The organism is Methylobacterium trifolii (assembly GCF_022179685.1).
GTDB lineage: Bacteria > Pseudomonadota > Alphaproteobacteria > Rhizobiales > Beijerinckiaceae > Methylobacterium > Methylobacterium trifolii.
In genome coordinates this window covers 1-1157 of sequence record NZ_BPRB01000290.1, presented here as the reverse complement: position 1 = coordinate 1157, position 1157 = coordinate 1, and the positions used below count along the sequence as shown (strand labels likewise).

General features: G+C 64.5%; 1 protein-coding gene and 1 pseudogene. One reads left to right on the top strand and one right to left on the bottom strand.

Annotation, left to right across the window (positions count from 1 at the left end; genetic code table 11):
• Positions 1-188 (bottom strand): annotated as a pseudogene (locus tag COGEMETH_RS22150) (glutamate--cysteine ligase); the annotation flags it as partial.
• Between the two features lie 363 nt (positions 189-551).
• Here COGEMETH_RS22150 and COGEMETH_RS22145 point away from each other — a divergent pair.
• On the top strand, positions 552-1157 hold a 606-nt coding region (locus COGEMETH_RS22145; protein WP_373875417.1), incomplete at its 3' end, for a calcium-binding protein.

Below are 1157 nucleotides of genomic sequence, written 5' to 3'. Positions count from 1 at the left end.
TCCAGCAGGGCGCGGATGCCGTGCTCGCCCTCATAGGGCACCGGTTCGCGGCTCGCCCGGTAGAACGGGATCTTCTCGTGTTCGGTGCCGATGGCGAAGCGCTCGCGCGGCTTCTCGCCTTCGGCAAACCACGCGATCAGTTCGGCGCGGGTGGTGAGCGGGGTGGTGTCGGATGTATCGCGCGCCATGCGCTGCCTGCCCGTGAAGTGGCACGTGGGAGATCGGGACGTGCCGGATGTCAGAGGCGCGCGGAGCGGCCCCTTTCCCGGAAGTGGTCTCCTTAATCCAGGCTGGGCAGTGGGACAACGCGGAGCAGGCCTGCGGACGCAATCCCGCCGGCCGGCGTCGCGGGCGAGAGGGCGCGCCGTCGCCGCGCCGTCCATCGCCGGATCGGCCCGCTTCGGCGATCTTCACCATACCGCAACTATAGCTTACAATGGATGCCGTTTTTATTTGACGTGATCCGATAAACGACAGGCTAGCCGCTTAAATGCGTGTTCATGTTTGGGTCTTAACTCAAGCCTCATCGTCATAGCGCATCGAGGCATCGGATGGGTTTCCTGGGTCGGAACGTCGCCCTCAACATCTATTATCCCCGCATCGGGACCAGCATCTCCTACCAGTCGGTCGCCCGCGTCGCCGACGGGACGGTCGAGTTCGCGAACACGAGCCGGTTCGACATTCCCAACGACGCGTCGCAAGTGGTCAATGCGGACATCGACGTGGGTGATGCCCGCATCGATTATCGCATCGACGACACCCGGTTTTCGGGCTTTGCCGGAGCCAACCTCAGCAGCCTGTTCAACGGCTACGTCCTGAGCGACGTCGACGGGACGGTGGCACCGATCGTCGGCTATTCCATCGACTCGTCCAGCAACACCCTCGGGCTGACCGCCAACTCCGTGTCTTTCGACGCCGACTCGGTCTACGTGAACGTCTCGGGGATGAACTTCCGCAACGGGGACGCGGTCGCCCTCGACCTCATCTTCCAGAACGGCACGTCGATCGACGGCACGGCGTCGAGCGACCTGATCCGCGGCGGTGCGGCGGTCGACACCATCCTGGGCCGGGGCGGCAACGACAGCATCTCCGGGGGATCAGGCGCGGACGCGATCTTCGGCAACCAGGGCGAGGATTCCTTGTTCGGCAACCAGGGC